General features: G+C 70.0%; 16 protein-coding genes and 1 pseudogene. 7 read left to right on the top strand and 10 right to left on the bottom strand.

Annotated elements, in window-relative coordinates:
- Positions 1 to 122 precede the first annotated feature (122 nt).
- The 3 genes from LVB77_RS13050 to LVB77_RS13040 form a co-directional block, all read right to left on the bottom strand.
- Positions 123 to 1,493, bottom strand: coding sequence for a phospholipase D-like domain-containing protein (locus LVB77_RS13050; RefSeq protein WP_232906536.1), 1,371 nt, complete (start codon positions 1,491 to 1,493; stop codon positions 123 to 125).
- Positions 1,494 to 1,559: 66 nt separating this feature from the next.
- Complete coding sequence (locus LVB77_RS13045) at positions 1,560 to 2,363, bottom strand: isocitrate lyase/phosphoenolpyruvate mutase family protein (RefSeq protein ID WP_232906535.1); 804 nt, start codon at positions 2,361 to 2,363, stop codon at positions 1,560 to 1,562.
- 253 nt (positions 2,364 to 2,616) lie between these two features.
- On the bottom strand, positions 2,617 to 3,525 hold the full coding sequence (locus tag LVB77_RS13040; RefSeq protein WP_232906534.1) for a M28 family peptidase: 909 nt from the start codon (positions 3,523 to 3,525) through the stop codon (positions 2,617 to 2,619).
- A 179-nt stretch (positions 3,526 to 3,704) separates the two neighbouring features.
- Between LVB77_RS13040 and LVB77_RS13035 the strand changes: the two genes are divergently transcribed.
- The gene (locus LVB77_RS13035; protein WP_232906533.1) at positions 3,705 to 4,352 is read left to right on the top strand and encodes a response regulator; all 648 of its coding nucleotides are present in this window, start codon (positions 3,705 to 3,707) and stop codon (positions 4,350 to 4,352) included.
- A gap of 465 nt (positions 4,353 to 4,817) precedes the next feature.
- On the opposite strand, the gene rne is transcribed toward LVB77_RS13035, so the two are convergent.
- On the bottom strand, positions 4,818 to 8,240 hold the full coding sequence (gene rne / locus LVB77_RS13030) for a ribonuclease E (protein WP_232906532.1): 3,423 nt from the start codon (positions 8,238 to 8,240) through the stop codon (positions 4,818 to 4,820).
- Positions 8,241 to 8,759: 519 nt separating this feature from the next.
- Between rne and LVB77_RS13025 the strand changes: the two genes are divergently transcribed.
- Positions 8,760 to 9,722 (top strand): RluA family pseudouridine synthase, encoded by a 963-nt coding sequence (locus LVB77_RS13025; RefSeq protein ID WP_232906531.1) that lies wholly within the window; start codon positions 8,760 to 8,762, stop codon positions 9,720 to 9,722.
- A 76-nt stretch (positions 9,723 to 9,798) separates the two neighbouring features.
- Here LVB77_RS13025 and LVB77_RS13020 read toward each other — a convergent pair whose 3' ends face one another.
- The 4 genes from LVB77_RS13020 to LVB77_RS13005 all read right to left on the bottom strand — a co-directional run bounded on the left by LVB77_RS13020 (position 9,799) and on the right by LVB77_RS13005 (position 12,940).
- Positions 9,799 to 10,875 (bottom strand): DUF4189 domain-containing protein, encoded by a 1,077-nt coding sequence (locus tag LVB77_RS13020; RefSeq protein ID WP_232906530.1) that lies wholly within the window; start codon positions 10,873 to 10,875, stop codon positions 9,799 to 9,801.
- A gap of 293 nt (positions 10,876 to 11,168) precedes the next feature.
- Entirely contained in the window at positions 11,169 to 11,966 is a 798-nt protein-coding gene (locus LVB77_RS13015) for an energy transducer TonB (RefSeq protein ID WP_232906529.1), read from the bottom strand.
- A 186-nt stretch (positions 11,967 to 12,152) separates the two neighbouring features.
- Positions 12,153 to 12,590 carry an energy transducer TonB gene (locus LVB77_RS13010; RefSeq protein ID WP_232906528.1) on the bottom strand — a complete coding sequence of 146 codons (438 nt, stop codon included), beginning with the start codon at positions 12,588 to 12,590 and terminating at the stop codon, positions 12,153 to 12,155.
- An 8-nt stretch (positions 12,591 to 12,598) separates the two neighbouring features.
- Entirely contained in the window at positions 12,599 to 12,940 is a 342-nt protein-coding gene (locus LVB77_RS13005; RefSeq protein ID WP_232906527.1) for a 4a-hydroxytetrahydrobiopterin dehydratase, read from the bottom strand.
- 123 nt (positions 12,941 to 13,063) lie between these two features.
- Here LVB77_RS13005 and LVB77_RS13000 point away from each other — a divergent pair, with 123 nt between their 5' ends.
- Positions 13,064 to 13,660: an NfuA family Fe-S biogenesis protein gene (locus LVB77_RS13000; protein WP_232906526.1), complete on the top strand. Its 597-nt coding sequence runs from the start codon at positions 13,064 to 13,066 to the stop codon at positions 13,658 to 13,660.
- 19 nt (positions 13,661 to 13,679) lie between these two features.
- A complete protein-coding gene (locus LVB77_RS12995) occupies positions 13,680 to 15,374 on the top strand; it encodes a hypothetical protein (protein WP_232906525.1) in 1,695 nt (564 codons plus the stop codon).
- A gap of 345 nt (positions 15,375 to 15,719) precedes the next feature.
- Here LVB77_RS12995 and LVB77_RS12990 read toward each other — a convergent pair whose 3' ends face one another.
- Both LVB77_RS12990 and LVB77_RS12985 read right to left on the bottom strand, forming a co-directional pair.
- Entirely contained in the window at positions 15,720 to 16,157 is a 438-nt protein-coding gene (locus LVB77_RS12990; protein WP_232906524.1) for a c-type cytochrome, read from the bottom strand.
- Between the two features lie 11 nt (positions 16,158 to 16,168).
- On the bottom strand, positions 16,169 to 16,573 hold the full coding sequence (locus LVB77_RS12985; RefSeq protein WP_232910287.1) for a cytochrome c: 405 nt from the start codon (positions 16,571 to 16,573) through the stop codon (positions 16,169 to 16,171).
- 317 nt (positions 16,574 to 16,890) lie between these two features.
- On the opposite strand from LVB77_RS12985, the pseudogene LVB77_RS12980 reads away from it, so the two are divergent.
- The 3 genes and pseudogenes from LVB77_RS12980 to LVB77_RS12970 all read left to right on the top strand — a co-directional run bounded on the left by LVB77_RS12980 (position 16,891) and on the right by LVB77_RS12970 (position 24,753).
- Positions 16,891 to 18,041: pseudogene (locus LVB77_RS12980) on the top strand (efflux RND transporter periplasmic adaptor subunit).
- A 15-nt stretch (positions 18,042 to 18,056) separates the two neighbouring features.
- Positions 18,057 to 21,629 (top strand): efflux RND transporter permease subunit, encoded by a 3,573-nt coding sequence (locus tag LVB77_RS12975; RefSeq protein WP_232906522.1) that lies wholly within the window; start codon positions 18,057 to 18,059, stop codon positions 21,627 to 21,629.
- Positions 21,630 to 21,639: 10 nt separating this feature from the next.
- The gene (locus LVB77_RS12970; RefSeq protein WP_232906521.1) at positions 21,640 to 24,753 is read left to right on the top strand and encodes an efflux RND transporter permease subunit; all 3,114 of its coding nucleotides are present in this window, start codon (positions 21,640 to 21,642) and stop codon (positions 24,751 to 24,753) included.
- Positions 24,754 to 25,011: the final 258 nt, after the last annotated feature.

Genomic DNA, 25,011 nt, shown 5'->3' with positions numbered 1-25,011 from the left:
CTTGTCGCTGCCGTTGGCGTACTCCCCGTGTGGGCCATGGAAGCACGGAATCGGCGCCCATGCTTCGGACGGGCGTAAAAGATGTGACGTGAATCCTCAATCCGTACGCCGGTGTGCGCGGCTCACAGCTGAAACGCCACCGCGCGCACCGCCCCCTCCAGCAGGTCGGCGCCCACGCCCGCCGGTCGCGGCGCGTACGCCTGCGATTCCTCGCGCCGCGCCGCGACCCAGCGCGCCAGCCAGTCGATGTCGTCGCGGCCGTAGAACAGCACCGAGGCTTCGTGATTGAGGAACAGGCTGCGCAGGTCGAGGTTGATCGAACCGCACATCGCCAGGTCGTCGTCGAACACCACCGCCTTGGCGTGCAGCATGCGCGGGTGCAGCCAGAAGCGCACGCCGGCGGCGGCGAGTTCGCGCATGGAGCGACGGCGGGCGAGATCGGCCAGACGATGGTTGGAGCGCGCCGGCAGCACCACGTCGACGTCGATGCCGCGCAAGGCCGCCAGTTTCAGCGCCAGTTGCAGGCCGTCGTCGGGGACGAAGTAGGGCGTGACGGCGAGCAGACGCCGCCGCAGGCGGAAACCGCCGGCGAGCAGCAGCGCCTGGGCGCTGTCCTCGGGCAGCTCCGGGCCGCTGGGCAGGAACTGCGCGGTGGCGGTGGTCGGCTCCAGTGCGGACACCGGGCGCGACGCGGCCGGCGGCGGCTGCGGCTGGTGCAGGGCCTTGCGCCAATCGCGCTCGAAACGGTCGGCCGCGTCGGCGGCGACGGGGCCTTCGACGGTGAACGAAAGGTCCAACCAGGCCGGCGCCTGCGGGCGGTCGAAGAAGTACTCGGCGGCGAGATTGCGGCCGCCGCTCCACAGGCGCTCGCCGTCGGCGATGGCGAACTTGCGGTGGTTGCGCAGATTGCGCGGCGCACCGTCCGGGCGTTCCAACAGGCCGCGGAAGAACGCCACCTGCGCGCCGCTGCGGCGCAAGGCGCGCAAGGCGCCGCGGTCGGCGCGCAGCGAACCGACGCCGTCCAGCAGCAGACGCACCCGCACGCCGCGTTGCTGCGCGGCGGCCAGCGCCTGCAGCACGCGCACGCCGATCTCGTCGCGGCCGAGGATGAAGCTGCACACGTCCAGGCGCTGCCGTGCGCTCTCGATCAGGGCCAGCACCGCGGCTAGCGCGGCCGCGCCGTCGGCGTCGAAGCGCGTGCGCGACGCAGCCGGCGCGGGCAGGCCGTAGGAGACCAGCAGGTCGGCCGCCCAATGGGCCGGGTGCGAGCCCAGCGCACGCGTATGCACGCGTTCGCGCGTGAGCTTGCGGCGCCCGAACGCGAGGTACAGCGGCAGGGCGAGGTAGGGCAGCAGCGCCAGCGCGATCACCCAGGCGATCGCGGCGGCGGGCGCGCGGCGCTCCTGCGCGACGCGTGTGGTCAGGACATAGATCAGCACCGCCAGCGCGGCGGCGGCCAAGTGCGCGAACGTGCCCGTCAGCCAGTGGAACATGCGTCTGCCTCGGCGCAGGCGCCTGCGCGTTGCCGGCAATGTACACCGGCGCGTCGGGCCGCCGCGTCAGCGGTCGTCGAACAGCGCGTTGATCTGCGGGTAGGGCATCGCCTGGGCCGACAGCGGCGCGGAGTCGCCGTCGCGCAGGAAACCGGAGGCGAGTTCGGCGGCGCGCGCGTACAGGCTCTGGCTCAGGCCGGAACCGGCGCTGAGGCGGCGCACGCCCCACTGCTGCAGTTCCGCCGCGACTGGCAGCCCGGGGCGCGCGAGCACGTTGAGCGGCAGCGGCGTGCCGGCGACGACCGCGGCGATGTCGTCGTGCTGCTGGATGCCGGGCACGAACAGGCCGTCGGCGCCGGCATCGCGGTAGCGCTGCGCGCGTGCCAGGGTGGCGGCCACGCGTTCGCCTTCGGGCGCCAGGCCGCGCAGGTAGATGTCGGTGCGCACGTTGACGAACACGTCGACGCCGGCCTGCGCGCACGCGCTTTTGATCCGTTCGAGCTTGGCGCACAGCGCTTCGGGGCTGCCGGCGCCGTCCTCCAGATTGATGCCGACCGCGCCCAGCGTGCCCAGCCGCGCGATCGTCGCGCCGACCGTCGCGGGATCGTCGGAGTAACCGCCTTCGGCGTCCACGGTCAGCGGCACGCGGATCGCGCGCGCGATGCTTTCGACCGCGGCGTACAGGCGATCCAGGGGCAGAAAGTCGCCGTCTGCGTAGCCGTTGGACCAGGCCAGGCCGGCGCTGGTGGTGGCGACGGCTTTCGCGCCCAGGCTTTCGATCAGACGCGCGCTGCCGGCGTCCCAGGCGTTGGCAAGCAGGAGCAGGCCGTCCTGGTGCAGGCGGCGGAAGGTGGCGGCGTGGTCGCTCATGCGGGGCTCCGATCGGGTAGGGGCGAGGACGCCATGCTGACAGCTTGCGGCGGTTTCGACTCGCCGGATTCGGACTACGCCGTGGTGCGCGCGCGGCATCCGTCCGAGCGATGCGGCATGCGTACGGCTAGCGGCTCACGATAGACCTTGCACCATCGACGACGTGTGCGCCGCTTGCGCATTCGCGCACGGTTGCACCTGAGTTAGCGCCCCGCGACGCGTCGCGGGGCGCAAGGGACGGATCTGGGTGCGCTTACGGCGCGGACTGCGCGTCCCACTGGCGTAGGGCTTGTTCGATGGTATCGACGCCGCGCGCGGCGGCGACCGCGTCGATCTGCTCGACGGTGTCGGCGGCGTTATGGATCACCTGCATCACCTTGGCCGGATGCTTGGGCTTCTTGCCGGCGTAGGCCTCCAGGATCAGCGGGATTTCCTCGGCGCCGATCAGCGAGTACGACACCGCCGGCCAGCCGGCCTTGACGAAGGCCAGGTGATCCGACGGCGGGTATTTGTCGCCGGCCGACAGGCCCAGGGTGGCGGCGTCGCTGGCGGCGCGCGTGGCGGCGACCAGCGGCAGGTTGGGATCGGGCGTCATCATCCACAGCGTGTTGCCCCAGCCGAACACGTCGAAGTTGACGTACAGCGCGGGCTTGAGCTTGCCGTCGGCGACGAAGGCTTTCGCGCCGAGCAGGCCGCGTTCTTCCAGATCCCAGAAGGCGACCGCGACGCGGTGATGGCGCAGCGGCTCGCGCTTGAAGCGCTCGGCCAGGGCCAGCACGGTGGCGCTGCCGGAGGCGTTGTCGGTGGCGCCGTGGCCGGCCTCGACCTTGTCGGAGTGCGCGCCCAGCAATAGCAGCGGCGCGTCGGCCGGACCGGCGACATCGGCCAGCAGGTTTTCGCCGCTGTGTTCGCCGGCGGTGAAGGGCACGCCGCGCCATTGGAGGCCCAGGCCTTGCAGGCGGCGCTGAATGGCGCTGCGACGGTCGGCGGCGACGTTGCTTTCGGAAATCGCGACCACGTCGGCCAGCCAGCTCGCGGCGGCGGGCTGCGTGGCGGCATCCACGCGGATCGGAGGCGCAGCCGGCGCGATGGGCGCGGTTTGCGCGCAAGCGGCGATGGCGAGGCTGAGGGCCAGCACGGCAATGCGGGTTTTTTGCGGCATTTGGGTTCCTTAGCCCGACGAATTAGCTGGAGTTTGCACAGCGCGACAATTGATCGAATGTGCCATAGGTTCGTGGCGGCTTGCGTGCTCCGCGCACGCCGCGTAGCCTCGCTCGCAACAGGCCGCAGCAGGACTGTGCGCGACTTCGGGAGCGCGACTTTGGATCGGCCGAGGGCAGCATGACGATACGCGTTTACCTAGTCGACGATCATGCGCTGGTGCGAACCGGCATGCGCATGATCCTGTCGGCGGAAACCGACATCGAAGTGGTCGGCGACGCCGAGAGCGGCGAGATCGCGCTGCCGGAAATCCGCAAGCTGCTGCCCGACGTGGTGCTGTGCGATTTGCATCTGCCCGGCTACAGCGGGCTGGAAGTGACCGAGCGCGTGGTCAAGGGCGATCACGGCACGCGGGTGATCATCGTGTCGGTGCTGGAGGACGGGCCGATGCCGCAGCGCCTGCTCGCGGCCGGCGCTTCGGGGTACGTCAACAAGGGCGGCGATGCCGCCGAGCTGTTGCGCGCGGTGCGCGATGTCGCCCGCGGCAAGCGCTATCTGGCATCGGCGATCGCGCAGAACATGGCCCTGGCCAAGGTCGACGGCGGTGCCTCGCCGTTCGACGAGCTGTCGCCGCGCGAGATCGAAATCGCGTTGCTGCTGGTGCAGGGCCTGCGCCAGGAAGAGATCGCCAAGCGCTTGAGCCTGAGCGCCAAGACCGTCAACACGCACAAGACGCGTTTGTTCGCCAAGCTGGCGGTGGTCGACACGATCGCGCTGGCGCGGCTGGCCGGCCAGTATGGCTTGGCGGATCCGGCGAACGCGCTGTAGCGCATTGCCGTCGGAAACGAGACGTGGCCGGCCTTCGGCCGTGATGGCACGCTGGCATGCTGGATCGCCGCCTTCGCGGGGATGACGGGCAAAGCGGAGTGCACGAGCAACAGCGGGGCGTACGAGCGAAAGCAGAGCGCGCGAGCAAAAGCAGGCGGTGTCGTGGCCGGTGTGGGCGCACTGGCAGAGCCGACAATGCACCGGACGTGGTCCCCGCGAAGCGAGGGTCAAGAGCGCGAGCGTCCGCTCCCTAGCTGTATCCGCGCCGTGTAGACGCCCCAGCTTCCACGACCCGAAACCCCGGGTAAGCGCCGAATGGGTGTTCGAAGTGGACTCATTGCTCTTCGATGCGAACCCCGCCAGCGGTCGCTGTGTTCGCGTGTCCGGCGAAGGCGGATAAACAACCCCAGAAAAGCAACGGGCCGCGTGTAGCGGCCCGTTGCTTCGACTCGATCGGCAAGCGGATCAGCCGCGCTGCGAGCGATCCTCGTCCGACGTGCCTTCGGCCTGGCCTTCGACGGCGGCGTCGGCCGGGGCCGGTGCGGGACGCGTCGGCTGCGGCACCGGGTCGAACAGGCTGGCGGTGTGCGGCACCGACGGCGCGGCCTCGCTGCGCTTGTCGGCGTCGCCGTTGCCGGTGGCGGTCGGCTCGACATTGACGGCGGGCACCACGGCCGGCGTTTCGACCACGGTGTCCTCGACGGTCACGGGCTGCGGCACGAGCTCGGCTTCCACCACTTCGGGCGCGACCACTTCGGTCTCGACCAGGGCGGCGGGCGCCGCGGCTTCTTCGGCCTTGGGCGCGGGCTGGGCGTACTGCGGCGCGGTCACGACCGGCTTGGGCGCTTCGTAGGCCTTCGGTGCTTCGTACGCCTTCGGCGCTTCATAGGCCTTCGGCGATTCGTAAGCCTTGGGTGCTTCGTACGGCTTGTCGGCGGTGTAGGCCTTGGGCGCGTCGGCATCGACCGATGCGGCTGCTGCGGGAGCGGCAGCCGCGACCGGAGCGATCGCTTCGGCGGCCGCGGCGGCCGGTGTCGGCTCCACGACCGGCGCAGCGACGGCGGGCGCCGTCACGGCAGGCTGGGTCGCGACCGGTTCGGCGGCGACGGCTGCGCTGAGGGCAGGCTCGACCGGGGCCGATTCGATCGCAGCCGATTCGATCGCGGCCGGGGCGCTGGCGACCGGCGCGACGGCCGTGGCTTGCGTCGGCTCGGCACGCTCGGCGACGGCGTCGAAACGCGCGGGCTCGCGGGCTTCGAAGACGGCCTTGTTGACGACCGGCGCGGCGGCGACGGCGGCGACCGGTGCCGCCGCGGCGACCGCGCTGGGCGCGGCCGACACGGGCGCCGGCTTGGCCGGGGCGCTGGTGTCGTCGTCGAAATCGAACTCGGGCTGCGAGCGGTGCGCGGCGGCGATCGGAGTCGCGCCCGGCTCGTCGCTGGCCTCGTCCTCGTCGTCGCTGAGCACGTCGTCGTGCAGCTGCGCTTCGCCGGCGGCGCCGGCTTCGCCCGCACCGCGACGACGGCGGCGACCGCCGCGACGGCCACGGCGGCGGCGACCGCCGCCTTCGCCCGCGGCTTCGTCGCCGTTGGCGCCGTTCTCGTTGCTGGTGTTGACCGCGGCTTCGCGCTTGATCGCTTCCTCGGCGGCCACCGCTTCGCCGGTCGCGGCGGCGACGGCGGGCAGGGCGACGGCGGCGGCGACCGCGGGCACGGTCAGCGCATCGGTGTCGGCCTTGGGCGACGGCTGCGGCTGGGCCGGCTTGGGCTCGCGCGGCGGACGCGGGGCGTTGTTGGCCTGCGCCTGCTGCGGCTGGGCGGCGTTGTTGGCGCGCTCGTCGGCCTGACCCTGCGGCTGCTTGGGCGGCTTGGGCTGTTGCTGCTGCTTGGGCGGGTTCTGCGGCTGCTGTTGCTTAGCCTGCTGTTCCTGCTTGCCGCGGTTGGGCTGCTGCTCCTGCTTGCCGCCGTCCTGCTTGCCGCCCTGGCCCTGTTGCTGGCCCTGCGGCTTGTCGCGGCGCTGCTCGTCGCGGCGACCGCCGTCGCGGCCGCCCTTGCCGTTGCGGCCTTCGTTGCGGCCGTCGCGGCGGCCGCCGTTGCGGTCGTTGCGCTCGTTACGGCCACGGCCGTCCTGCGCACGCGCGGCCGGGGCCGGCGCGGCGGGAGCGGCGGGGGCGCCACGGAACAGATTGATGAGGCGGCCGAACAGGCCGACCTGCGGCGCGGCCACGGCGACCGGCGCCGGCGCGGCGACCACCGCCGGCTCCTCGCGCGGCTCGCGCATCGGCGCGGGCTGGGCCGGCTTGACGTTGGTCACCATCGGCGCATCGGGGATGTTCAGATGGGCCTTGGTCAGGGCGTGCGTGGGCAGCTTGCGCGGGGTGCCGCGCTGGTAGCTGGGCTTGCTGGATTCTTCGCCCAGCTCGTTTTCGCGGATGCGGGTGACCTCGTAGTGCGGGGTCTCCAGCTGCTCGTCGGCGACGATCACGATCGGCGAATCGTGGCGCTGCTCGATCTCGCTGAGCGCGCGACGCTTCTCGTTGAGCAGGTAGTTGGCGATCTCGGTCGGCGCCTGTACCAGCACCTGGCCGGTGTTCTCCTTCATCGCGTGCTCTTCGGCCACGCGCAGGATCGACAGCGACAGCGACTCGACGCTGCGCATGCGGCCGTGGCCGTCGCAGCGCGGGCAGACCAGCTGGCTGGACTCGCCCAGCGACGGGCGCAGGCGCTGGCGGCTGAGTTCGAGCAGGCCGAAACGCGAGATGCGGCCGATCTGGACGCGCGCGCGGTCCTGCTTGAGCGCGTTCTGCAGGCGGTTCTCGACCTCGCGCTGGTGGCGGTTGGACGACATGTCGATGAAGTCGATCACCACCAGTCCGCCCAGGTCGCGCAGGCGCATCTGGCGCGCGACCTCCTCGGCCGCCTCCAGGTTGGTGTTGAACGCGGTTTCCTCGATGTCGCCGCCCTTGGTGGCGCGCGCCGAGTTCACGTCCACCGCGGTCAGGGCCTCGGTCTGGTCGATCACCAAGGCGCCGCCGGAGGGCAGGCGCACGGTGCGCTCGTAGGCGTTCTCGATCTGCGACTCGATCTGGAAGCGGTTGAACAGCGGGGTGTCGTCGCCGTACTTCTTCAGCTTGCGCAGGTTGTGCGGCATCACCTGTTCGACGAAATCGCGCGCTTCGGCGTACATCTCGTCGGTGTCGACCAGGATCTCGCCGATGTCCGGGCGCATGTAGTCGCGCAGGGCGCGGATGATCAGGCGCGATTCCTGGTAGATCAGGAACGGCGAGGGCTTGCTCAGGGCGCCCTCGGCGATCGACTTCCAGACCTGCAGCAGGTAGTCCAGATCCCACTGCAGCTCTTCGGCGTCGCGGCCGACGCCGGCGGTGCGGATGATCACGCCCATGTCGTCGGGGATGGCCAGCTTGTCCATCGCCTCCTTGAGGGCGGCGCGGTCGTCGCCCTCGATGCGGCGCGAGACGCCGCCGGCGGTGGGCGAGTTCGGCATCAGCACCATGTAGCGGCCGGCCAGGGAGATGAACGTGGTCAGGGCGGCGCCCTTGTTGCCACGCTCTTCCTTGTCGACCTGGACCACCACTTCCTGGCCTTCGCGCAGCAGTTCGCGTAGGCCGGCCTTGTTATGGTCGACGCCGGCCTGGAAGTAGTCGCGGGAGATTTCCTTCAGCGGCAAAAAGCCGTGGCGCTCGGCGCCGTATTCCACGAACGCCGCTTCGAGCGAGGGCTCGAGGCGGGTGATGCGGCCTTTATAGATGTTGGACTTCTTTTGTTCCTTGGCCGGTTGTTCGATGTCGATGTCGTACAGGTTCTGGCCGTCGACGATCGCGACGCGCAGTTCTTCCGCCTGCGTCGCATTGATCAGCATGCGCTTCATTGTTGCGTTCCTCGCGCGCTCTACCGCGCGGAACGCCATGGCGTTTCGCTATCTGGGAACCGAAGCCCCGCCGTCGCGGCCTGTACGCAGCAGGGCGGCGAACCGCTCTGCGCCCGGCGCGCGCCGGCGAAACTTCCACTACCAGCGCTTCTACACCACGGCACGCCGCGGGAGCGCTTGTTGCTTTGTTGCCTGACTGTCGGACCGGCGACGCGAGCGTCGCTCGGGGCGGGGGCCCGGCGGCGGCCTTCGGTCTCAACCTTGGCGCCGCACGGGTGGTGTTCATCGCGATGGCGTCGCCCCTGCGGGAGAACCACCGGGCGAGGGCGGGTTCCGCCGGACCGTCGCTGCTAACATGGCTACCCCGTGGGCAGTGGTTAGACGCGGACCGGAATCGCGAGGAGGGGCTTTCGGCCCAATCCTGCGGTCATGCCCAGTCGGCGCGACCTGCGGGACAACTCCCAGCGAAATCAAAACCTTATCTCGCGTCGCGAGTGTAACAGATAACGCTTTCCGCAGATGACCTCTCCAGCCAACTCCGCCGCGGGCCCGGGCGCCCGTACTGTCCGCGTGCCCGACGACCGGGACGGGCAGCGCCTGGACAATTTCCTGCTTGGGCAACTTAAGGGCGCACCCAGGTCATTGATCTACAAGCTGGTCCGCTCCGGACAGGTGCGGGTCAACGGCGGTCGCGCCAAGGCCGAACGCAAGCTGGAGGCGGGCGACGAGGTGCGGATTCCGCCGGTCCGTCTCAGCGAGGTCGGAGAAAAGGCGGCGCCGCCCAAGGGCTTCATGGACGCGCTGGACGCGGCGATCGTGTACGAGGACGCGCGCCTGCTGGCCCTGAACAAGCCCTCCGGCGTGGCCAGCCACGGCGGCAGCGGCATCAGTTTCGGCGCCATCGAGACCCTGCGCGCGCTGCGCCCCGGCCACACCCTGGAGCTGGTCCACCGACTGGACCGCGACACTTCGGGCCTGCTGATCGTGGCCAAGAAGCGCTCGGCGCTGACCGAGATGCAGGCGCTGATGCGCGAGGACGGCGGTATCAGCAAACGCTACCTGGCCCTGCTGACCGGGCGTGTGCCCGACGGGGTGATGAGCGTGGACGCGCCGCTGCACATCGGCCTGCGCCAGGGCGGCGAGCGCCACGTCCAGGTGCACCGCGACGGCAAGGCCTCGCTCAGTCATTTCAAGGTACTGGAGCGGCGCGGCGGACAGTCCTACTGCGAGGTCCGCATCGAGACCGGCCGCACCCACCAGATCCGCGTGCACGCCCAGCACATCGGCCATCCGGTGGCCGGCGACGACAAGTACGGCGAACCCGAGGCCAACAAGCGCCTGCGCGACCAGGCCGGGCTGCGGCGCTTGTTCCTGCACGCGGCGACGCTGGAGTTCGCGTTGGACGGCGGCCGCGAATCGTATCTGTTGAATGCGCCGCTGGCGCCGGAGTTGATCGAGGTGCTGGACCGGCTGGGCGGCTAAGCAGCGTGGCGGTCGCGCCGGGCCACGGGCCCGGACGCGACCGATCGCGAGACGGTCGGCGCGTGCGCCGGCCCGCTCACTCCACGCATTCGGCGACGGCCACCGAGCAGTCCGTCGCGCCTTGCGCGCACTGCTTCAGGGCCGCTTTCTGGGCATCTTCCGGCGTGCGCCCGACCAGTGCGACCGAGTGCAGGCGCGCCTTGGGCGTGATGCCCTGGACAATGGCGTAGCACTGGCCGCTGCGCGCGCGCAGCAGGGTTTCGCAATCGTCCGCCTGGCACTTGCCGCGCGCGGCCGCGACCGCGCCGTCCTCGTTGCGCTCCAGGCCCAGGCCGATCTGGCCGCTGGCGGCGGAGAAGGCGAAGGCCAGCCACAAGTCCGGCGCCGGGGTCAGGCCGATCCGGGCCCAGACCGCGTCGTCGCGCACGTCGCGGTTGACCAGGTTGGCGCGGTCGGCCTTGGGCCGGGTCAGCGCCTGGCGCAGGCGCGGGTTGTAGGTCGCCATCGGCGGCTGGATCAGGACGTCGCCACCGACCTTCGCGGCGACGTCGAAGCGCAGCTTGCGCCACTTGGCGAACAGCGACTTCTGGCCGATGCCGCCCTCGCCGGTGACCGAGTCGATGTAGTTGTAACCGCTGCAGGTCAGTTCTTTCTTGCCCACCTTGCAGGCGCCGGCGCCGGCTTTGCTGCAGGCCTGCGAGGCCAGCGCCGAGGCTTGCTGCGGCTTGACGTCGTCGGCCAGAAACATCTCGCCGCGGTCGCCGCGCGCGATCGCGACGCAGGTGTTCTTGTACAGAACCACCACGTCGCAGCCGTAGCGGATGTTGCAGGCCTGGCGCAGCGGGCCGAAGGCCCACTTGGGCTCGCTCTCGAAGCCGATGTTGACCGCTTCGCCGCTGGGCGCGTGCACGGCCAGTGCGCCCCAGTAATCGGACTCGCGCCCGGCCTTGTCTTCGGCCCATTCGCGCGCGCGGCGCTCGTCGCCCTGGCGCTGCAGCTCCGCCATGTTCCCATAGGCGTCGCCGAACGGACTGGGGCAGGGCACCTGGCCGCCCTGCGGCGCCTGGCAGATGATCTGCTGGGCGGAGGCGGTAAAGGCGGCCAGGGCGAGCAGCGTGGCGAGCAGCCATTGGACGGTGCGGCGTGGTTGCATGGGATCGTGCTCGCGTAGGGGTAGAGGCGGATGCGGGCAGCGGGACGGGGCAGCGCGATGTTTCCCGGCCCTGCTGACGAGGGTGCAGGTGGCATGGTCGCGTCTGTGGCGCTCGCTTGGGCGTTCGAGCGCACTGGTTTGCGCCAGGCCGTGCGTGCGCATCGGTGTGGAGGTTGTGGTTTCGCGCCACGGCGCAAACGCGGCAAGCCGGCGGCGACCGCCACGAAGGGGTGGAGCTGAGCGCACTTCGATCGGCACGCTTCGATCGGCACGCCTCGATCAGCACGCCTCGATCAGCGCACCTCGACCGGCGTGCTGCTGACCAGCCCGCCGTGCATCCAGATTTCCAGCAGGTACGGTCCCGCGGCCAGCGGTTTGGGCGTGGCGAAGTCGAGATGGCTCATTTCCACGCGCGCCGGGCGTTCCAGGCTGCGGCGTTCCTCGTGCACGACCGCGTAGGGAGCGGCATCGCTGCCGGGCGCGGCGTGGCGCAGCACCAGTTTCAGTTCCAGCGGCGCGGGCACGTACAGGCCGATTTTCGCGCGCAGCGGCTGGCCGGCCGGCGGCGGGGTCAGCTGCGCGGCGCCTTGGGCATCGACCAGGGCTACGCTGACGCGCTGGCAGCTTTCCGACGGAACGTCCGGCAGCACAAATTCGACCGGGATACGGGCGCGCGAAACCACCGGCTTTCCGTTGAAGATCTCCGGCGTCCAGCGGGTTTCGCGCGCAGCGTTCATGGCCGCGCGGTCCAGCATGCGATTGCGCGTGCTGCGTTCGACCTGGACCTCGATCACGTCGCCTTTTTCGCCGACCGTGACGATCAGGAAGACGACGCCGTCGACGCGCATGCAGGCCTCCGCGTCGGGATAGCGCACGCGCATCGGCGTTTTCATCTTGGGCTCGCGCTGGCGCAGGCGCGGATCGGTCACGCGCGCCGGCGCCGGCGCGGGCGTGCCGCCCCAGCCCCAACCGGGCGGCGGCGGAGGCGGTTCGGGCGACGGCGGGGGCTCGACGGCCTGGGCGCCCAGCGACAGCAGCGCCAGGGCGAGCGCGCACGCGCGCAGTGCGCTACGGGTCGAGCGGTTGTACATGGAGCGAGGCCTCCCCAGGTCTCGATGGATTTCGACGCCGCGCTGGCGGCGGCGGACGCGATCATCGCCGATCCTGCGCGCGATCGCGGCGTTGGCCGCGCGCCGCAGGCGCACTTTGCGGCAGGACGTGCGCGCGCTGCGGCGGCAACGGCGGCGCGTGTGCCGCCAAGGGCGGAGGCGCTCGGCTTACAGTTTGTTCTTCTGCGCTTCGTCGTACTGGAAGCACGACTCCGGACGCACGTCCGGCGGGCTGAAGGTGATCGGCACCTGGATCGCGACCGGCGTGGGCTTGCCGCCACGGGTGGCGGCGCGGAAGGTCCAGCCGCGCACCGCGGCGACCGCGGCATCGTCCAGCGGTTTGGAGCCGCTGCCGCGGACCTGGCGGATCGCGGTCGGCTTGCCTTCGACGCCGATGGTGACCTGCAGCACCACCTGGCCGCCGATGTCCTGGCAGCCCAGCTCCATCGGGTACTCCGGCGGCGGCGTGTGCACGGCCATCGGTTCGGTCGAGCGGACCACGGGCGCCTCGGCCGGCTTCTGGCAGGCGGCGAGCGCGGCGGTCAGGGCCAGCGCCGCCGCGGCGGCGCGCAATGGACGGGAGCGGAGCGGGGAGCGGCTGGGCATGGCGGCGGTCAACCGTTGAGGACGTCGGCTTTGGCGGCGCAGATGAAGTCGTTCTCGCTGAGCCCGCCGACGTCGTGGGTGGAGTAACGCACCACGCAGCGGTCGTAATGCACGCCCAGGTCGGGGTGATGGTCCTCGCGATGGGCCATGAAGGCCAGCGCGTTCACGAACGCCATGGTGCGGTAGTAGTCGTCGAAGCGGTAGGTGCGGGTGAGGGCGTGGCCGTCCTCGGCCAGTTCCCAGCCCGGCACCTGCGGCAGCAGTTCGCGCACGCGCGCTTCGCTGAGGCGGTGCTCGCTGCCGCGACGGGCCAGGCAGTGCGCCTGGGCGAGGGGGATCAGGTCGTTCATCGGTCTTGCGCTCCTTGCGGCGGTTGCAGCTTCGCTCCGGCTTGCTGAATGGAACTCGCAACGCTGGCCGCCGCGGCCATGGGGTGTGTCTTCACGCGACACGGACCCCGTTAGAATAGCCCCATGATCAACATTTCCGAATCGGCGCAGACCCACTTCCGCAAGCTGATCGAGCGCGAGGCCCTGCCGGGCCTGGGCGTGAAGCTGTCGGCGGTGCATGCCGGCACGCCGCGCGCCGACGTGCGCCTGGAATTCGCCGAGCCCGGCGATCTGAACGGCGACGAGTGGGCGGTGGACTGCGAAGGGTTCACGGTGTGGCTGGACGCGTCCAGCATCCCGTACCTCGACGGCGCCGAGATCGACTACGAAACCCTGGCCACCGGCGGCCAACTGCAGATCCGCGCGCCCAAGATCAAGGGCCAGGCGCCGGCCGAATCGGCCTCGCTGGTCGAGCGCGTGCATTGGCTGGTCGAGCACGAGATCAATCCGCAGCTGGCCGAACACCGCGGCCACGTGTCGGTGCACGAAGTGACCGCCGACGGCGTGGTGCTGCTGCGCTTCGGCGGCGGCTGCCACGGCTGCGGCATGGCCGACGTCACCCTCAAGCAGGGCATCGAGAAGACCCTGATGAGCAAGGTACCCGGCGTGACCGCGGTGCGCGACGCCACCGACCACGCCACCGGCGACGCGCCCTACATCCGTCGCGATTCGGCGGCCTGAGTCCGGCGCGGCGCCGTAGATGTATTCCGCCGCCGCACTGATCGAAGCCCTGCAGCGCAGGCTGCGTCTGAATGTGCGCCGCGACTCGCTCAAGCCCGGCGAGTTTCCGCCCGGCTGGGCCAACTGGTTCACCGCGATGGGCGAGCGCGTCGGCCGGGTGACCGGCGCCAGCGCCGATTCCATCGTCGAACAACTCGCCGGACGGCCGCTGGCCACGCCGCCGCGCCGTGTCGGCGAGCTCAACCGCTGGCAGGCCTTTGCCACCCTGTGGCGTCAGCAATGGCAGCCGCCGGAGCGCGAGACGCGCGGCGTGCATTGGTTCGCCGTCAGCGTCACCTTGCTGTGGCATATCTTCTTCGGCGCCATGCTGCTGTGGCTGATGTACCTGCAGTTCCTCGGCAACGCGGCGCCGCCGCCCGAGGGCGAGACCGTGGTGCAGGTGGAGTACATCGGCGTGGGCACGCCGGAAGAACCCGGTGGCGGTCCAGACCAGCCCAGCGAGCAACCGCAGGCCTCGGCCGCGCAGCCCGCGCCGGCGGAGTCGGCGGCATCGGCCACCGCCAGCATCGCCTCGCCGGCCTTGCCGATGCCGACGCTGGACGCGGCCGTGCCCGATGTTCCGCAGCGCGACGTGCCCGAACCGCAGCTGCCGCCGCCTACGGTGGAACAGCCGGTGGCGGTGAGCGAGCCCGTGCCCAGCGCCGAGACCACCGTGTTCACGCTGCCGCCGACCAAGCGCCGCACCGAGACCGCGATCGCGCTGCCCGAACTGTCGGCGCCGACCCAGCAGCTGCGTCAGGCCGAAGTCTCCGAACCGGTGCAACCGATCCGGCGCGAATTGCCGCAGCGCGAACTGGCGGCGCCGTCGCTGAGCGCGCGCCTGCCCGAAGTGACCGCACGCGAAGTGCCGGCGCCGTTGCAGCGCGCGCAGGTGCGCGAACTGCCGACGCCGACCACCGCCGCGCCCACGCTGCGCTCGGCCACGCCCAACGTGCGCACGCGCGACGTGCCGGCGCCGCCGGCCGCGACCGCCGCGCCCGCAGCCGCGAGCGCATCGACCGCCGCGCCGGCGTCCAGCGCCACGGCGCCGTCCGCCAACCCGGCCGCGAGCGCGGCGCCGACCGCCGCGCCCAGCACCGCCGGCACGCCGCGCCCCAGCGGCGGCAACCCGGCCGCCAGCGCCGGCGCCGGCCCCAAGGCCACGCCGGCGCCGGGCAGCATCGCCACGCCGCGGCGCGGCGACGACTGGGGCCAGTCGAACCGCAACGTGCCGGGCGGCCAGCGCGGCGAGAAACCGGGCCTGTTCAACAGCGACGGCAGCGTGCGCCTGGCCGAACAGCCGGGTTCGGCCTCGCCGGGCTTCCCGCCGGGCACGATCACCCAGGAAATCAAGAACATCGACCGCGCCGGCACCTGGCTGCGGCGCAAGCCCAACGATTACGAGCCGACCTCGTTCGACAAGTACTGGCGGCCCAACGAGACCCTGCTGCAGGAATGGGTGCGCAAGGGCTTCAAGGAAGTCGCGATCCCGATTCCGGGCACCAGCAAGAGCATCGTCTGCGGCGTGTCGCTGCTGGCGCTGGGCGGCGCCTGCAGCATCAACGACCCCAACCTCAACGAGCAGCCGGCGATCGCGCGTCCGCCGCCGGACATCCCGTTCAAGCCCGGTCTGCAGGAAGACAACGGCAGCGTGAAGCCGCCGCCGGGCGGGTGAGGGCGGTCGCTTCGCGTGGCTTCCCGCCGGGCTTTCTGTGGGAGCGGCGTGAGCCGCGATCGGCGGCGGCAGTGGTTTCGTTTCGCCCGGACTGCACCCGCGGGGATGGGGGGGGCTGGCATGGCGCGCGCGGCGCATTGGCCGATGGCGGTTCCGGCTATCTCGGAGGCGTGGGTCTGCACCTGACGCGATCGCGGCTCACGCCGCTCCCACAGAAAGCGCGCGGGTCCAGCCGAACAAAACCACCCCGGCAAACCAGCCCGGCAAAACCACCCCGACAAAACCAGCCCAACAAAAAAGGCCCGCCGAAGCGGGCCTTTCGTTCGAGTCCGGAGCGGGCCGGGCTCAGTGCACGTTGTGCAGATCGTGCAGCTTGCCCTCGCGCGAACCGAAGTAGGCGGCGAGGTCGGCGATCTGCTGGTCGTTCAGGCCCTTGGCCTGGTTCGACATCAGCGAATGCTCGCGGTCGCCATCGCGGTACATCTGCAGCGAGTGGGCGATGTAGTCGTGGTACTGGCCGGCCAGTTTCGGGGTCAGGCCGTCGACCGGGGCGTTGCCTTCGGCGCCGTGGCAGTCCACGCAGGCCTGGCCGGTGGCCGAGAGCTTCTTGTCGCTGGCCAACTTTTCGCCGACGGCGATGTGGCCGGCGGGCAGGCCGGCGGACGAGGAGGTGTGGCCTTCGGCGCGGTCGGCGGAGGAATGCTCGGCCGGGGTGTCGCCCTGCGAGCAGGCGGACACGGCGAGGGCGGCGAACAGGGCGATGGCGAGGTGCTTGGTCGTCATGGGGCGGCTGCTCACTGCTTCGCGGTCGAAAGGAAGGCGGCGATATCGGCGATGTCCTGGTCCGAGAAGCTCTGCGCCTGGGCCTGCATGGTCGGATGCTTGCGCGTGCCCTTCTTGTATTCGATCAGGGCGTTGCTCAGGTACTCCGGCGACTGGCCGACGATCTTGGGCACGTGGTAGTTCGGGTAGGCGTTCTTGTAGCCGGTGACGCCGTGGCAGCCCTGGCAGGTGTAGGTCAGCTGGCGGCCCGTGTCGGCGTTGCCCTTGACGGCCGGCGCCTTGGCGGCGGGAGCCGGAGCGGCGGTGGCCGCGGCCGGGGCGGCGGGAGTAGCGGCCGGAGCCTTGTCCTCGGCGTTCGCGGCCAGTGCGGCGGCGATGGTCAGGGCAAAGCAGGCGGCGATCGTCAGCGGTCGCATCATGTCGTAATCCGCAATCTCGAATGGCTAGCGAAAGAGTTGGTAGCTGGCTGCGCACGGTCATGACCGCGCATAAGTCCGCAAGTATAGCCCGCGATGCGGATGCAACGAAGTCGTCCCTGGACGCATCGCTTACAGCGGGTGTGCCGAGCGGGTGCGCGTCGCGCGTTGTCCGGTAGAGGCGACGGGTGTGTCCGGCGCATGGCGGCAGTCACCATGACCTTCGGCGGATGCGATTTCGAAGGTGGGTGATATACCTATATACAACACCGGCACAAGCGCCGGTTCCAGCTAGCAAGTTCAGCCATCGGGGTCGTCTGAAATGCGTCAAAACACCACTTTCCTTAAGGCCAGCACGACGGCCGGCGCCGTCCGCGTCGCGCTGCTCGCCCTGTCCTGCGCCCTGGCCCTGACGGCCTGCAAGGGCGGCGGCGGCGCCGGCGAAGCCCAGGCCAAGGCCGGAGAACAGAAGGCGCCGGACGCGGTACCGGTCGAGGTCGCCCAGGCTTCGCGCCGGGCCATCGCCGCCAGCTATACCGGCACCGCCCCCCTCGAAGCCCGGGCCGAGTCCCAGGTGGTCGCCAAGACCTCGGGCGTGGCCCTGAACGTGATGGCCGAGGAAGGCCAGATCGTGCGCGCCGGCCAGACCCTGGTGCGCCTGGACTCGGCGCGCTCGGAGCTGCAGGCCGCCCAGACCGCGGCGCAGATGCGCAAGCTGGAAGCCAACTACGCCCGCTCCAAGCAGCTGGCCGAACAGCGCCTGCTCAGCGCCAACGACAACGACCAGCTGCGCTACGACCTGGAGAACGCGCGTGCCGCCAACCGCCTGGCCAACCTGGAACTGTCCTATGCCAGCGTGCAGGCGCCGATCTCCGGCGTGATCGCCTCGCGTTCGATCAAGACCGGCAACTTCGTCCAGATCAACACGCCGATCTTCCGCATCGTCGACACCTCGCGTCTGGAGGCCACGCTCAACGTTCCCGAGCGCGAGCTGGCCACGCTCAAGGCCGGCCTGCCGGTGCAGCTGGCGGTGGACGCGCTGCCGGGCAAGGTCTTCCAGGGCACGGTCGATCGCGTCGCGCCGGTGGTGGATTCGGGCAGCGGCACCTTCCGCGTGGTGTGCAGTTTCGAAGGCGGCGGCACCCTGCAGCCGGGCATGTTCGGCCGCATCCGCATCGACTACGACAACCGCGCCGACGCGCTGGTGGTGCCGCGCATCGCCTTGCTCGAGGACGAGGGCGATCCGGCCGTGTTCGTGGTGCGCAACGCCAAGGCCGCGCGCGTGCCGGTCAAGCTGGGCTACCTGGACGGCGAGTGGGCGGAAGTGCGCGCCGGCATCAAACAGGGCGATCAAGTCGTGATCGCGGGCAAGACCGCTTTGCGCGACGGCACCCTGGTGCAGCTGATCGGTAAGGACGCGCCCAAGCAGGTCGCGGCCGCCGAGAAATCCGATAAGCCGAAGCAGTAAGCGCGGAGACGCACCGTGACCCCGGCTTCCAAGAATCACGCCCACGAGGGCGGCTCCTTCAGTTTGGTCGAATTTTCCACGCGCCGCCGGGTCACGGTGGCGATGGTGACCATCACCTTCATCCTGTTCGGTTTCATTGCGCTGGGCGACCTCAAGGTCAACCTGTTGCCGGACCTGAGCTATCCCACCCTGACCGTGCGCACCGAGTACACCGGTGCGGCGCCGTCGGAAATCGAAACCCTGATCTCCGAACCGGTCGAAGAGGCCGTGGGCGTGGTCAAGGGGCTGCGCAAGCTCAAGTCGGTCTCGCGTACCGGCCAGAGCGACGTCGTGCTCGAGTTCGCCTGGGGCACCGACATGGACCAGGCCAGCCTGGAGGTGCGCGACAAGATGGAAGTGCTGCAGCTGCCGCTGGAGGCCAAGGCCCCGGTGCTGCTGCGCTTCAATCCCTCGACCGAGCCGATACTGCGCCTGGCGCTGTCGGCCAAGACCGACGGCGATTCGGTGCGCCAGCTCACCGCGCTGCGCCGCTACGCCGACGACGATCTGAAGAAGAAGCTGGAGCCGGTCGACGGCGTGGCCGCGGTCAAGGTCGGCGGCGGTCTGGAGGACGAGATCCAGGTCGACATCGACCAGCAGAAGCTGGCTCAGCTGAACCTGCCGATCGACACCGTGATCCAGCGCCTGCAGCAGGAGAACATCAACATCTCCGGCGGCCGCCTGGAAGAGGGGTCGCAGCGCTATCTGGTGCGCACCGTCAACCAGTTCGCCAGCGTGCCGGAGATCCGCGAGATGCTGGTCACCACCCAGAGCGGCGGCGGCAACGCGGCGGCCGACGCGGCCGCGCAGATGGCGGCGATCGCCGCGTCCAGCGGCGACGCGGCGGCGATGGCCGCGGCGGCGTCGGTGCAGAGCGCGAACTCCGGTTCCAGCGCCTCGGTCGCCGGCGGCATGCCGGTGCGCCTGAAGGACATCGCCGACGTGCGCCAGGGCTATAAGGAGCGCGAGGCGATCATCCGCATGGGCGGCAAGGAAGCGGTCGAGCTGGCGATCTACAAGGAAGGCGACGCCAACACCGTCGCCACCGCCGACGCGATCCAGGCGCGCCTGAAGCAGATCAAGGAGCAGATCCCGCCGGACGTCGAGCTGACCACCATCGACGACCAGTCGCAGTTCATCCGCCACTCGATCTTCGAGGTCAAGAAGGACGGCCTGATCGGCGGCCTGCTGGCGATCCTGATCATCTTCCTGTTCCTGCGCGACGGCTGGAGCACCTTCGTGGTCGGCCTGTCGCTGCCGGTCTCGATCGTCACCACCTTCTTCTTCATGGACCGCCTGGGGCTGAGCCTCAACGTGATGTCGCTGGGCGGCCTGGCGCTGGCCACCGGCCTGGTGGTGGACGACTCGATCGTGGTGCTGGAAAGCATCGCCAAGGCGCGAGAACGCGGGTTGGGCATCCTCGATGCCGCCGTTGCCGGCACCCGCGAGGTCAGCATGGCCGTGGTCGCCTCGACCCTGACCACCATCGCGGTGTTCCTGCCGCTGGTGTTCGTCGAAGGCATCGCCGGCCAGCTGTTCCGCGACCAGGCCCTGACCGTGGCCCTGGCGATCGGCATCTCGCTGGTCGTGTCGATGACCCTGATCCCGATGCTGAGCGCGCTCAAGGGTCGTACCTCCATGTCGTTCGCGGAGGAGGCGGCTCCCGCACCCGACAAGCCCCTGAAGGTGCTGCGCGTTGTCATGACCGCGCTGATCCTGGTGGGCGTCTTCTTTCTCGCCAGTGAGAAGATGGGCTACTGGGCGGCTGCCCCGGCGATTGCGGTCGCGGCCGCATTCTGGTTTATCAAGTGGTTGTCGTACGGGGCTGCCTGGCTCGCGATTCGCGCATGGCGCGGCGTCGCCGCCGTGGTCGGCCCGGTCATGCGCAAGGCCAGCGACATCGCGATGTGGCCTTACAGCCGCGCCGAAGCCGGTTACATGCGCCTGCTGCCCAGCGCCATGCGCCGGCCCTGGTTGGTGTTGGGCGCGGCCGCCGCGGCCTTCGCCCTGACCCTGCTGGCGGTGCCGATGCTGGGCGCGGATCTGATTCCGCAGCTGGCCCAGGACCGCTTCGAAATGACGGTCAAGCTGCCGCCGGGCACGCCCTTGCGCGAGACCGATGCGCTGGTGCGCGAACTGCAGCAGAAGCACGGCAAGGATCCCGGCGTGGCCTCGCTGTTCGGCGTCAGCGGCAGCGGCACGCGTCTGGACGCCAATCCGACCGAGAGCGGCGAGAACATCGGCAAGCTCAGCATCGTGATGAGCGACGGCGGCAGCAAGGAAGTCGAGGCCGCCGAGACCGAACGCCTGCGCGAGACCATGCGCGCCCATCCCAGCGCCCAGGTCAACTTCAGCCGTCCCGCGCTGTTCTCGTTCTCCACGCCGCTGGAAATCGAGCTGCGCGGTCAGGACGTGGAAACCATCCAGCGCGCCGGTCAGCGCGTGGCGGCGATGCTGCGCGGCAATGCGCACTACGCCGACGTCAAGTCGACGGTGGAGCAGGGCTTCCCCGAGATCCAGATCCGTTTCGACCAGGAACGCGCCGGCGCGCTCGGCCTGACCACGCGCCAGATCGCCGACGTGGTGGTCAAGAAGGTGCGCGGCGACGTCGCCACCCGCTACAGCTTCCGCGATCGCAAGATCGACGTGCTGGTGCGGGCGCGCGAATCCGACCGCGCCTCGGTCGAGAGCATCCGTCGCCTGATCGTCAATCCGGGCAGCAACCGCCCGGTGACCCTGGACTCGGTCGCCGACGTGGTCGCCACCACCGGCCCCAGCGAAATCCACCGCGCCGATCAGGTGCGCGTGGCGATCGTCTCGGCCAACCTGCGCGACATCGACCTCGGCGGCGCCGTGGCCGAAGTGCAGAAGATGGTCGCCGAGAACCCGCTACCGGACGTGCGCATGCACATCGGCGGTCAGGGCGAGGAGCTGCAGCAATCGATCAACTCGCTGCTGTTCGCCTTCGGTCTGGCGATCTTCCTGGTCTACCTGGTGATGGCCTCGCAGTTCGAATCGCTGCTGCACCCGTTCGTGATCCTGTTCACCATCCCGCTGGCCCTGGTCGGCGCGGTGCTGGCGCTGCTGTTGACCAAGTCGGCGGTGTCGGTGGTGGTGTTCATAGGCTTGATCCTGTTGGTCGGCCTGGTGGTGAAGAACGCCATCATCCTGATCGACAAGGTCAACCAGTTGCGCGAGCAGGGCGTGGCCAAGCGCGATGCGCTGATCGAAGGCGCGCGCTCGCGCCTGCGCCCGATCATCATGACCACGTTGTGCACGCTGTTCGGCTTCCTGCCGCTGGCGATCGCCACGGGGCAGGGCGCGGAGGTGCGCTCGCCGATGGCGATCACGGTGATCGGCGGCCTGCTGGTGTCGACCCTGCTGACCCTGCTGGTGATTCCGGTGGTGTACGACCTGCTCGACCGCCGCTCCGACGAGCACTATCGCGAACGCGCGCGCCGCGCCCGTCGCGAAGCGCGCGCCGCCGCCGAGCTGATCGAGGACGAACAGGCGCCGCTGACCGATCCGTCCGGCCCGGGCCACGCGTGAGGAGCGCACGATGAGCATCGCTGAGCTCAGCATCAAGCGTCCCGTCACGGCGGTCATGCTGTTCGTGTCGCTGTTCGTGGTCGGCCTGATCGCCGCGATCCGGCTGCCGCTGGAGGCGTTCCCGGAGGTCTCGCCGCCCTTCATCTTCGTGCAGATGCCGTACACCGGCTCGACCCCGGAAGAGGTCGAGCGCACGGTGCTGCGTCCGGTCGAGGAAACGCTGTCGACCATGACCGGCATCAAGCGCATGGACGCCAGCGCGCGCGCCGACGGCGCCAACATCTTCATCCAGTTCTCCAACTGGGACCGCGATGTGGCGATCGCCGCGTCCGAGGCGCGCGAGCGCATCGACGCGATCCGCTCCGACCTGCCGGACGACTTGCAGCGCTATTTCGTGCTCAAGTTCTCGACCACCGACCAGCCGGTGCTGCGCGTGCGTCTGGCCGGCGACATGGACCTGACCGGCGCCTACGACCTGATCGACCGCGAGTTCAAGCGCCGCATCGAGCGTCTGCCCGGCGTGGCCCGGGTCGAGGTGTCCGGCGCGCCGCCCAACGAGGTCGAGATCGCGATCCAGCCCGATCGCCTGACCGCGCACAACCTCAGCCTCAACGATCTGACCACGCGACTGCAGGCGGTGAACTTCTCCGTCTCGGCCGGCCAGATCGACGACGGCGGCCAGCGCCTGCGCGTGCAGCCGGTGGGCGAGGTGACCGACCTGCAGCAGTTGCGCGATCTGGTGATCGGCGGCAACGGCACCCGCCTGGGCGACATCGCCGACGTGCGCATGAAGCCGGCGCGCATGGACTACGGGCGCCGCCTGGACGGCCGTCCGGCGGTGGGCCTGGACATCTTCAAGGAGCGCAACGCCAACCTGGTCGAGGTCTCGCGCCTGGCCCTGCAGGAAGTCGAGGACATCCGCAAGGAGCCCTCGCTGAGCGGCATCCAGATCAAGATCATCGAGAACCAGGGCGAGAACGTCACCACTTCGCTGCTGGACCTGGCCGAGGCCGGCGGCATCGGCCTGCTGCTGTCGATCGCGGTGCTGTTCTTCTTCCTGCGCCACTGGCCGTCGACGCTGATGGTGACCCTGGCGATTCCGATCTGCTTCGTGATGACCCTGGGCTTCATGTACTTCGCTGGCGTCACCCTCAACATCCTGTCGATGATGGGGCTGCTGCTGGCGGTGGGCATGCTGGTGGACAACGCCGTGGTGGTGGTGGAGAGCATCTACCAGGAACGCGAGAAGATGCCCGACCAGCCGCGGCTGGCCTCGATCCTGGGCACCCGCCACGTCGCCATCGCGCTGTCGGCCGGCACGCTGTGCCACTGCATCGTGTTCCTGCCCAACCTGTTCGGCGAGCGCAACTTCCTCAGCATCTACATGGCCCAGATCGCCATCACGATCTCGGTCTCGCTACTGGCCTCGTGGCTGGTCGCGGTCAGCCTGATCCCGATGATCTCGGCGCGCCTGAAGACGCCGCCGCTGGTCAACAATCCGCGCGGCCTGATCCCGCGGCTGCAGACGCGCTACGCCGGTTTCCTGCGCTGGACCCTGGCCCACCGCGGCTGGAGCGTGCTGGGCATCGTGCTGATCATCGCGATCAGCGTGTTTCCGATGACCAAGACCAAGTTCGACATGTTCGGCGGCGACGAGGGCGGCGAGGTCAACGTCTTCTACCAGTGGAAGGGCAGCTACACCAAGGAACAGATGTCGGACGAGGTGCTGCGCATCGAGAAGTTCCTCGACGCCAACCGCAAGAAGTTCCACATCACCCAGGTGTACTCCTACTACAGCGAGGTCGGCGGTGCCGGCACCCGCATCACCTTCGACACCAAGGAAGTCAGCGCCACCAAGCCGCTGATCGACGCGATCAGCAAGGCGCTGCCGAAGTCGGCGCGCGCCGACATCGGCATCGGCGACCAGGGCGGTCCTGGCGGCGGTGGCGGCCAGCCCGGCAAGAACGTGCAGGTGCAGCTGGTCGGCGATTCCACCCAGACCCTGGCGGAAGTCGCCAAGGACATCGTGCCGATCCTGGCCAAGCGCAAGGAACTGCGCGACGTGCGCGTGGACGCGGGCGACCAGAACAGCGAACTGGCGGTGCGCGTGGACCGCGAGCGCGCGGCCTCGTTCGGCTTCAGCGCCCAGGAGGTCTCGCGCTTCGTCGGCCTGGCCCTGCGCGGCGCGCCCTTGCGCGAGTTCCGCCGCGGCGAAACCGAGGTGCCGGTGTGGGTGCGTTTCGCCGGCGCCGAGAACTACGGCGTGGCCGACATCGCCTCGTTCACCGTGCGCGCCCCGGACGGCCGCACCGTGCCGCTGCTGAGCATGGTCGACGTCAGCGTGCGTCCGGCCGCCACCGAGATCCGCCGCGCCAACCGCCAGACCACGCTGACCATCCAGGCCAATCTGGCCGACAAGGCCACCGTGCCGGAAGCGCGCAAGGCGATGGAGGACACGCTCAAGGCGGTCACGTTCCCGGCCGGCTACAGCTACTCCTTCGAAGGCGGCGCGTTCGAGGACGAGGACGACGCGATGGGCCAGATGCTGTTCAACCTGGCGCTGGCGCTGATCATGATCTACGTGGTGATGGCGGCGGTGTTCGAGTCGCTGCTGTTCCCGGCGGCGATCATGAGCGGCGTGCTGTTCTCGGTGTTCGGCGTGTTCTGGCTGTTCTGGATCACCAACACCACCTTCGGGATCATGTCCTTCATCGGCATCCTGGTGCTGATGGGCGTGGTGGTGAACAACGGCATCGTCATGATCGAGCACATCAACAACCTGCGCCGGCGCGGCCTGTCGCGTACCGAGGCCTTGGTGGAAGGCAGCCGCGAACGCCTGCGGCCGATCCTGATGACCATGGGCACGGCGATCCTGGCGATGGTGCCGATCGCGCTGTCGACCAGCGGCAGCAACGACATGCCGGCCTACTACCCGATGGCGCGCGCGATCGCCGGCGGCCTGGCGTTCTCCACCCTGGTCAGCCTGCTGTTCCTGCCGACCATCTACGCCATCCTCGACGACATGCGTAACGGCAGCGTGCGCGCGGTCCGCCGCGCGCGCGGCAAGCCGGCCGATCCGGCGGGCCTGCCGGCTGCCTCGGTCGCGGCCTTGCACGCCGAGTGAGTCCCGGTCCCGGGTCCGCCACACGGCGGACCCGGGGCAGGACGGGGCGGCCGCCTTGGGGTAGGAGCGGCCCCGCAACGGCCCGCGCAAGCCCCGTCCGAGCCGGCTCCGGCCCCAAACCGGCGCCTCGAGCCCGGATTCGGCCCCCGCGGGCGCCTTCCCAAACCCCCGATTTGCACCTAAGCCCTTGACCCTGCCATAATTTCCGGCTCCCGCGCGGCCGCATGCCGTCGCAGGACCCTTGCCCTACCGCGCCCG

It is taken from the genome of Lysobacter sp. 5GHs7-4 (assembly GCF_021284765.1).
Lineage (GTDB): Bacteria > Pseudomonadota > Gammaproteobacteria > Xanthomonadales > Xanthomonadaceae > Lysobacter.
The sequence above is the reverse complement of the archived record's forward strand: the minus strand, read 5'-3'. Positions and strand labels throughout refer to the sequence as shown.